9 protein-coding genes are annotated in these 7,677 nt (G+C 63.9%); 1 reads left to right on the top strand and 8 read right to left on the bottom strand.

Annotation, left to right across the window (positions count from 1 at the left end; all coding sequences use genetic code 11):
- Nucleotides 1–137 precede the first annotated feature (137 nt).
- The 3 genes from lipA to P3T16_RS02580 form a co-directional block, all read right to left on the bottom strand.
- Complete coding sequence (gene lipA / locus P3T16_RS02590; protein WP_429254914.1) at nt 138–1,142, bottom strand: lipoyl synthase; 1,005 nt, start codon at nt 1,140–1,142, stop codon at nt 138–140.
- A 13-nt stretch (nt 1,143–1,155) separates the two neighbouring features.
- Complete coding sequence (gene lipB, locus P3T16_RS02585; RefSeq protein ID WP_429254915.1) at nt 1,156–1,941, bottom strand: lipoyl(octanoyl) transferase LipB; 786 nt, start codon at nt 1,939–1,941, stop codon at nt 1,156–1,158.
- 86 nt (nt 1,942–2,027) lie between these two features.
- Complete coding sequence (locus P3T16_RS02580) at nt 2,028–2,354, bottom strand: DUF2917 domain-containing protein (RefSeq protein WP_429341050.1); 327 nt, start codon at nt 2,352–2,354, stop codon at nt 2,028–2,030.
- Nucleotides 2,355–2,453: 99 nt separating this feature from the next.
- Between P3T16_RS02580 and P3T16_RS02575 the strand changes: the two genes are divergently transcribed.
- The gene (locus P3T16_RS02575) at nt 2,454–3,416 is read left to right on the top strand and encodes a transcriptional regulator GcvA (RefSeq protein ID WP_429254916.1); all 963 of its coding nucleotides are present in this window, start codon (nt 2,454–2,456) and stop codon (nt 3,414–3,416) included.
- Between the two features lie 46 nt (nt 3,417–3,462).
- On the opposite strand, the gene P3T16_RS02570 is transcribed toward P3T16_RS02575, so the two are convergent.
- The 5 genes from P3T16_RS02570 to P3T16_RS02550 form a co-directional block, all read right to left on the bottom strand.
- Entirely contained in the window at nt 3,463–3,732 is a 270-nt protein-coding gene (locus P3T16_RS02570) for a DUF493 family protein (protein WP_429254917.1), read from the bottom strand.
- Nucleotides 3,733–3,852: 120 nt separating this feature from the next.
- Nucleotides 3,853–5,082 (bottom strand): D-alanyl-D-alanine carboxypeptidase family protein, encoded by a 1,230-nt coding sequence (locus P3T16_RS02565; protein ID WP_429254918.1) that lies wholly within the window; start codon nt 5,080–5,082, stop codon nt 3,853–3,855.
- A 337-nt stretch (nt 5,083–5,419) separates the two neighbouring features.
- Nucleotides 5,420–6,064 (bottom strand): alpha/beta hydrolase, encoded by a 645-nt coding sequence (locus P3T16_RS02560; protein WP_429341049.1) that lies wholly within the window; start codon nt 6,062–6,064, stop codon nt 5,420–5,422.
- Nucleotides 6,065–6,071: 7 nt separating this feature from the next.
- Nucleotides 6,072–6,389, bottom strand: coding sequence for a (2Fe-2S) ferredoxin domain-containing protein (locus P3T16_RS02555; RefSeq protein WP_429254920.1), 318 nt, complete (start codon nt 6,387–6,389; stop codon nt 6,072–6,074).
- 111 nt (nt 6,390–6,500) lie between these two features.
- Complete coding sequence (locus tag P3T16_RS02550) at nt 6,501–7,658, bottom strand: VanZ family protein (RefSeq protein WP_429341048.1); 1,158 nt, start codon at nt 7,656–7,658, stop codon at nt 6,501–6,503.
- Nucleotides 7,659–7,677 lie beyond the last annotated feature (19 nt).

Raw genomic sequence — 7,677 nt, 5'->3', positions numbered from 1 at the left:
AACGACCCGGCCGCGCATGCGACCGGGTCGTCAAATCTCGACCTCACCGTTATACCGTTCGTTTCTTGAAGAAGGATCTTAACTGAACGGCATTACCGCATCTGCGGGGCTTTTTAACAGCTGGAAGCGCATACCGCTCAGACCACACCGGCCCCGTGCGCCTGCAGGTCCGCGTGATAGCTCGACCGCACCATCGCGCCAACCGCCGCATGCGTGAAGCCCATCTTGTACGCTTCTTCTTCGTACATCCTGAACGTATCGGGATGCACGTACGAGCGCACCGGCAGGTGATGTTCAGACGGCTGCAGATACTGGCCGATCGTCAGCATGTCAACGTCGTGCGCGCGCAGGTCGCGCATCACCTGAAGAATTTCCTCTTCGGTCTCGCCCAGACCCACCATCAAGCCGGACTTCGTCGCGACGTTGGGATGCAGCGCCTTGAAGTCCTTGAGCAGCTTCAGCGAGTGCGCGTAGTCCGAACCCGGACGCGCTTCCTTGTACAAACGCGGCACCGTTTCGAGGTTGTGATTCATCACGTCGGGCGGCGCGGCGTTGAGGATACCGATTGCGCGATCCAGACGGCCACGGAAATCCGGCGTCAGGATTTCAATGCGCGTCTCCGGCGACAACTCGCGCGTCTGACGGATACATTCGACGAAATGCGCCGCGCCGCCGTCGCGCAGATCGTCACGGTCGACGCTGGTGATCACCACGTACTTCAGCTTCAGCGCGGCAATCGTGCGCGCCAGGTTGCCAGGTTCTTCTGTGTCGAGCGGATCAGGACGGCCGTGGCCGACGTCGCAGAACGGGCAGCGGCGGGTGCACTTGTCACCCATGATCATGAACGTCGCGGTGCCCTTGCCAAAGCATTCGCCGATATTCGGGCAGCTCGCCTCTTCGCACACGGTGTGCAGGTTGTGCTCGCGCAGAATCTGCTTGATCTCGTAGAAGCGCGAATTGCCGGTGGCCGCTTTCACGCGAATCCAGTCCGGCTTCTTCAGCTTTTCGATCGGAACGATCTTGATCGGAATGCGCGCGGTCTTGGCCTGCGCCTTCTGCTTCGCGGTTGCATCGTAGGCTGCGGGCGCCGGGACGGCGTCAGTGGCGGGAGTGCCGGCGAGGTTCGCGGTAACGTCAGTCATTCGTTCGATCCAGTCAGGCGGTAAGCACACCGGCCTGCGGTTGGGCGACGGCCGCGGGTGTGCCGTCGATGTTTGCGGTGAGGCGTGCTGCGAGCGTCCGGGCCACGTCGTCCCAGCCGGCGGCGATGCCAAGCGTCGCCATGTCGACTGTTTCGAGTCCTGCGTAGCCGCATGGATTGATCGCCAGAAACGGCTGCAGATCCATATTCACGTTCAGACTGACGCCGTGATAGCTGCAGCCGTTGCGGATTTTCAGGCCGAGCGCGGCAATCTTGGCGCCGGCATGCAGACCTGCATCCGGACCAGGCGCCACGTAAATACCAGGCGCGCCCGCCTTGCGTTCTCCGGCGAGATTATACGCCGCGAGCGTTTCGATCACGGCCTGCTCGATCCGCGTGACCAGTTCGCGCACCATCAGCTTGCGTCGACGCAAATCGAACAGCAGATACGCGACCACCTGCCCGGGCCCGTGATACGTAATCTGCCCCCCGCGATCGACCTTGACGAGCGGAATACCGCTGTCGGCGGCCAGCAGATGGGCGGGATCGCCGGCTTGTCCTAGCGTGAAGACCGGGGGATGTTCGACCAGCCAGACTTCGTCGACCGTGTCGGCGGTGCGCGCGTCAGTGAAGGCGCGCATTGCGTCGAAGCTGGTTTCATACGACTCGACCCCGCGCCAGCGCAACGTTACAGGCCGCGCGGCGGGCGCGGCGCTGACGCCACTGTCAGCCGGAGCAGCCAGATCGGACGGAGTTGAACCGGGGAACAACGTAGACGGGAAAACCGGCGTGGCGCACATGATTTCGTCAGTTTACCGAAATCCTGCGCGTCCCGCCGGACAGCGCCCGGTTTCACTACCGGCCCCAGGCGCGAATAGACACGCTCTCAAACGGTGCGCCAGCCTTGCCGCACCCAGCAGCCCAGCCTGTCGGTCACACGCGCGAACCAGTTCATCGCCCGTTCGTTGGCGCGCGTCGGCACTGCAAACGCAAGGCGCGCGGATTGGCTACCTTCGACGCTCAGCCACAGACGCTCGCCACGACGCAGCCGCAGCGTGTGGCCGGGCTCCAGCCAGTAATCCTCGACGTCGTCGCTGCGCGTGACCCACACTGCGCCGCCGCTCACCTTCAGACGCGTGCTGCGCATCACCATCATCGGAACCGTTTCACCGGCCCGAATTTCAAAGGTTATGCTAGAGGAAATTTCTCGCATGTTCCACTCCGCCAAAGTCATTCTGATGACTACAATCCTAGGCGTAGCAAGGGATTGAGCAAAACGATCAATTTTCACGTCTATGTGAGAAAAATTGCGATGGACCTTCGACAACTCCCCGCCCTGAACGCCATCAAATCGTTCGAAGCCGCCGCCCGGCACGAGAGCTTTTCGCGGGCCGCCGACGAACTCTTCGTCACGCATGGCGCCGTCAGCCACCAGATCCGCGCGCTCGAGGCCGAACTCGGCGTCGCGCTTTTCGCCCGCGACGGCAAGCGCGTGCGGCTCACCGAAGTCGGCGGCCGCTATGCGACGCAGGTGCGCGCCGCGCTCATGGCGCTCGCCGACGCCACGCGCCAGATCCGCGCCGGCGATCGTGAGCGGCGGCTGGTCGTGTCGATGTTGTCGTCGTTTGCGGCGCGCTGGGTGACGCCGCGCATCGGCAGCTTTATCGAGGCCAATCCGCAGTGGGACCTCGAACTGCTGTCCACCAACGTACTTGCCGACTTCGCGCGCGACGACATCGACGCCGCGATCCGTTTCGGCTTCGGCAGCTATCCGGGATTGCACTCGGAATTGCTGCTCGATGAGATTTTCTTCCCGGCCTGCTCGCCGAACTTCAACGGTGGCGACCTCCCGAAAACGCCGGCCGATCTGGCGAACGTGCCGCTGCTGCGCTCCGATGACGAGCTGTGGCGTCCGTGGTTCGACGCCGCCGGGCTCACCGACCGGCCGGAGCCAAAACGTGGCGTGCTGTATCAGGATTCGTCGAATCTGCTGCAGGCGGCCATCGACGGCCAGGGCGTCGCGCTCACGCGGCGTTCACTCGCGATGCACGAGATCGCAGCGGGGCGCCTCGTGCGCCTGTTCGACATTGACGGCCCGAGCCCGTGGCAGTACTACTTCATCTGCCCGCCACAAATGCTTCAGGCGCCGCGAGTCAAAGCCTTCAGGGACTGGGTATTCGCGGAGGTGGCGCGTTTCAGACAGCTTTTCGATCGCGCCTGCGCCGAAGGATCTTGCGCGAGAAAAACACCGGACGCATTGCACGTCCAGTCTTGAACACAACCGCGAAGCCCACGCGCGAGGCTCCGCGGACGAAAAACCATCAAAGCACGACTTTCACCATCGGATGCCCGGTGAGCGCGCGATAGATATCGTCGAGATGCTCGCGGCTGACGGCGCGCACCGTCACCGTCAGGCCTGTGTAGTTACCGCCGCTCGACGGACGGATTTCAACACGCGTGGCGTCGAATTCATTGTCGAACTGCCGGATCACCGTCACGATCGTGTCGTGGAAGTCCGGATGCGATTTACCCATCACCTTGATCGGAAAATCGCAGGGAAACTCAATCAGTGATTCTTTCGCCGGTTCCATCATTCACTCCTTCCAGCGCCACGTCCTTCAGCCCTCGCGCGCGCCGTCATATCTGCTTTCGATGCGGCGCGCGTGCTGCGGCAAACACCACCGCCACGCGCCGCATCGACCTTCGCAACCTTACTTCTTCTTGTTGAACATCAGCATCATCGAATCCCACACGCGACCGACGATGCCTGCCTGCGGCACTGTCTGCAGCGCAACGACCGGGAACTCCGCCAGTGTCTTGCCATCGGCGACGATCTTCGCCGTGCCGACCTGTTGGCCGTCCGCGATCGGGGCGATCAACGGATCCGTGCGCTCGACCTGCGGCTTCGCCTTGTCGCCCACGCCCTTCGGCACTGTGATGAACTGGTCGTTCTTCACGCCGATCTTCACGGAATCAGCCGCACCCTTGTAGATGTGCGGCGTCTCGATCACCTGACCCGCCTTGTACAGACGCACCGTGTCATACGCGGTGTAGCCGTAGCTCAGCATCTTCAGGCTGTCCTGCACGCGGTCATGTTCCTTCGGTTCGCCCATCATCACCGTGACAAGACGGCGCGTCGCGTCGGGCGTTCCCGCCAGCGGACGCTTCGCCGTCGCGATCAGGCAGTAGCCCGCGGCCTGCGTGTGACCGGTCTTCAGGCCGTCGACGGTCGAATCGAGCCACAGCAGACGGTTGCGGTTCGGCTGCTTGATCTTGTTGTACGTGAAGTCGCGGACCGAGAAAATGTTGTAGTAGTCCGGGAAATCGCGGATCAGGCGCGTCGAGAGAATCGCGAGGTCGCCAGCCGTAGTGTAGTGCTGCGGATCGGGCATGCCGTTCACGTCGGCATAGTGCGTGTTCTTCATGCCGAGGCGCTGCGCTTCGGCGTTCATCAGCGGCACGAACTGCGACTCGCTGCCGCCGACCAGTTCGGCCAGCGCAATCGCCGCGTCGTTACCGGACTGCACGATCATGCCGTACACGAGATCGTGCACCGTGACGGGCTTGTTCGCCTCGATGAACATGCGCGATTCGTCGGTGCGCACGCGGCGCACGGCTTCGCTCGGCATGATCGTCTGATCCATCGTGATCTTCTTCTTTTGCAGCGCGTCGAAGACGAGATACGCGGTCATCAGCTTCGTGAGCGACGCCGGTTCGACGCGCTCGTCAGGATTGCCCGATGCGAGCACCTGATTGCTGGTGGCGTCGACGAGCACCCACGAGCGCGCATTCACACCCGGGGGCGCGACCTGCGCGAACGCAGTGCTCGCGACGAGCGCTGCGGGCAGCAACACGCCGAGCGCAACAGTGCGACGGATCGAAGAAGGAGCGAGGGACGCGAGAGACGTCAGGGACGAAAAGCCGGAGGAGGAAAAGCGCATAGGATCGGTTCGGGCAGAAATATGCTTCGCGCGCGGGGGCACGCAGATGGGAAGAGCCGGTCGGCGGGCGCTCGCCGCCTGCATATGCAGTTCGGCGGTGCGGCGCCCGTTGGACTCCCGGCCACGCGATCGGTTCGCGCAGCGCTATCTGCCATCCAGCGATGCGAGCGGGCATCCAGCCGGACAGATGGACGGCGCTGCGCCCAAAAAAGAGCGCTCATTATACGCGCCGCAATCCGACAATCCGCCGACGGGACCGCCGATTCATTCACATTTTGTGCATACCTGTACCCCGGAATCGCGCGCGGCGTGGTTGCCGGGCGGCCCGCGGGTGACGTTAACGCCAGGCGTCGACGATGATCCGTTTCAGGATATGCAACTTGCGGTGCAGGAAATGCTCGGCGCCCGGAATCACCACAATGGGTAGTTCCTGCGGCGCTGCCCAGTCGTAGACCGACTGGATGGGCACCGTTTCGTCAATTTCGCCGTGAATCAGGAGCGTGTTTTCCGGCACCGGCGCCACATCCCAGTTGCTCGCCGCCGTGCCGACAAACACGATGCGCTCGATGGCGCGGCCTTCTTCCTTCAGCCGCGCGGCGACATGCGACAGCACGAACGTGCCGAATGAAAAGCCCGCCAGCACGAGCGGCAGATCGGCCTGCCCCTCCTGTGCGCGCATGAAATCGATCACGGCGCGCAGATCGTCGCGCTCACCGACGCCCTTGTCGTGCTCGCCCTGCGTTTCGCCGACACCGCGGAAATTCGAGCGATACGTCACGTAGTTCAGCTGCACGAGCGTGCGCGCGAGCGTCTGCGCGACCTTGTTGTCCATCGTGCCGCCGAAGAGCGGATGCGGATGCGCAACGAGCGCAATGCCGCGCGGAGAAGCGCCGCCGTCGCGCGCTTCGTCGGGCATATCGACGGCGACTTCGATCTTGCCGGCCGGGCCGTCGATCAGGAATTTTTTCGTATGAACGTTCATGGGCGGATCAGATTTTCAGGCGTTCGACGACCTTGCCATTCACGAGATGCGAATCGACGATTTCGTCGATATCGGTTTCGTCGATGTAGGTGTACCAGGTCCCTTCGGGATAGACGACAATCGTCGGGCCCTCCTCGCAGCGTTCGAGGCAGCCCGCCTTGTTGATGCGGACCTGCCCCGGCCCCGCGAGACCCAGCTGCTTCACGCGTTTCTTGGCGTATTCCTGCATCGCTTGCGCGTTGCAGTTCGCGCAGCTGGGCCGATCCGCGCCGGGCTCGCGCTGGTTAAGACAGAAAAACACGTGGTACTTGTAGAAGGAGTCCATGGCGTCCGGCGAGAAAGGGCTGAAAAGTGGTGGGTCGCGTGACACGGATCGCACGTACGGGATCCGCTATATGAAGTCTGCAGGTCCGGTCGATTATAGCGAGCGGGACCGTCAGCCGCTGACGCGGCCCCGCGAGACCCATGCCCGCTCGGCCGAGAACGCAAGCCAGACGAGCGCCGCGTACGGCCACATCCACGCGAGCCAGTGCGCGAGCCCGTTGAAATGCAGGTAGCGGCCCTGACGCCAGTCGGCGAGCACGACATCGAAATACGGATTCACCGGCAGCACATTACCGAACACGAGCATCAGGACGAGCGCGAGCGCCGCAAGCGCCCCGCGCCACGCCGACGGCAGCGCCAGTGCGAGCAGCGCCGCAACCATGCCGCAGAGCAGACCCACGAGCGCGCCGGGCGTCGCCCAGTTGAAGGCGAGGCCCGTCTGCGATTGAAGAAACGTCGCGCCGACTTTCACGAAAAGCGTCATCGCGACAAAGGTCAGCAGCAGCCGGATCCGCGGTGCCCGCTCACGCACCGGCAGCGACGCCAGCGCGCACGCGGCGAACAGGCTGAACGCCGTGATCACGGCTTCCCACGCATCGTCGGGCAGCCATGCGGCAACGTACGCGGGCCACGACGGCACGTGCCATTGTTCCGGCGTCCACGCGAGCAGCGCATCCTGCATCGTCGAATCGAAACGCAGCCACAGTTCACGCGGCCAGTCGCCGATGCCGAAGAGGCGCGGCGCCGGGTACATGGTCGCGAACGGCCAGAGAAGCGCGAGCCCCAGCAATGCCGCCGCGTCGCGATGGAACCACAGGAAACGCACCCGCCGCAGCGCGCCACGATCGAGCAGCGGCCCCGTCGCCGGCGACATCAGCGCCGCGCCGAGGAGCGCGCCCAGCGCATTGGCGGCGAGATCGAGATTCGACGCGACCCGCGTCGGCAGGTACGTCTGGATGGCTTCCATCGCGCCCGACAGCAGCGCGCCCAGCACGAACGCGACGCCAACAGCCAGCGCGCCGCGGCAGCGCGGATACGCCGCCAGCACAACCAGCGCGCCGAACGGCATATAGCCGAGCACATTGGTGACGACGTCGAAAGCGGTGAGGTACTGCGGAAGCGGCTCGAACAGGTAATCGAACGGCCCGAGGCCGAGCGAGCGCCAGCCGGTGAACGGATACAGCGAGCCGTAGACGATCAGTGCCGCGTACACCGCCAGCGCCTGTCTCGCGAACGCCGACGGGCGGCGCTGCCAGGATTTCACAGTCATGCAGCGCTCCGGAGCGTGC

Source organism: Paraburkholderia sp. GAS42 (assembly GCF_050436565.1).
Lineage (GTDB): Bacteria > Pseudomonadota > Gammaproteobacteria > Burkholderiales > Burkholderiaceae > Paraburkholderia.
The sequence above is the reverse complement of the archived record's forward strand: the minus strand, read 5'-3'. Positions and strand labels throughout refer to the sequence as shown.

Excerpts from the sequence above, each read along its gene's own strand:
- lipA (WP_429254914.1), bottom strand. The coding sequence starts at position 1,142 with ATGACTGACGTTACCGCGAACCTCGCCGGCACTCCCGCCACTGACGCC.
- lipB (WP_429254915.1), bottom strand. The coding sequence starts at position 1,941 with ATGTGCGCCACGCCGGTTTTCCCGTCTACGTTGTTCCCCGGTTCAACT.
- P3T16_RS02580 (WP_429341050.1), bottom strand. The coding sequence starts at position 2,354 with ATGCGAGAAATTTCCTCTAGCATAACCTTTGAAATTCGGGCCGGTGAA.
- P3T16_RS02575 (WP_429254916.1), top strand. The coding sequence starts at position 2,454 with ATGGACCTTCGACAACTCCCCGCCCTGAACGCCATCAAATCGTTCGAA.
- P3T16_RS02570 (WP_429254917.1), bottom strand. The coding sequence starts at position 3,732 with ATGGAACCGGCGAAAGAATCACTGATTGAGTTTCCCTGCGATTTTCCG.
- P3T16_RS02565 (WP_429254918.1), bottom strand. The coding sequence starts at position 5,082 with ATGCGCTTTTCCTCCTCCGGCTTTTCGTCCCTGACGTCTCTCGCGTCC.
- P3T16_RS02560 (WP_429341049.1), bottom strand. The coding sequence starts at position 6,064 with ATGAACGTTCATACGAAAAAATTCCTGATCGACGGCCCGGCCGGCAAG.
- P3T16_RS02555 (WP_429254920.1), bottom strand. The coding sequence starts at position 6,389 with ATGGACTCCTTCTACAAGTACCACGTGTTTTTCTGTCTTAACCAGCGC.
- P3T16_RS02550 (WP_429341048.1), bottom strand. The coding sequence starts at position 7,658 with ATGACTGTGAAATCCTGGCAGCGCCGCCCGTCGGCGTTCGCGAGACAG.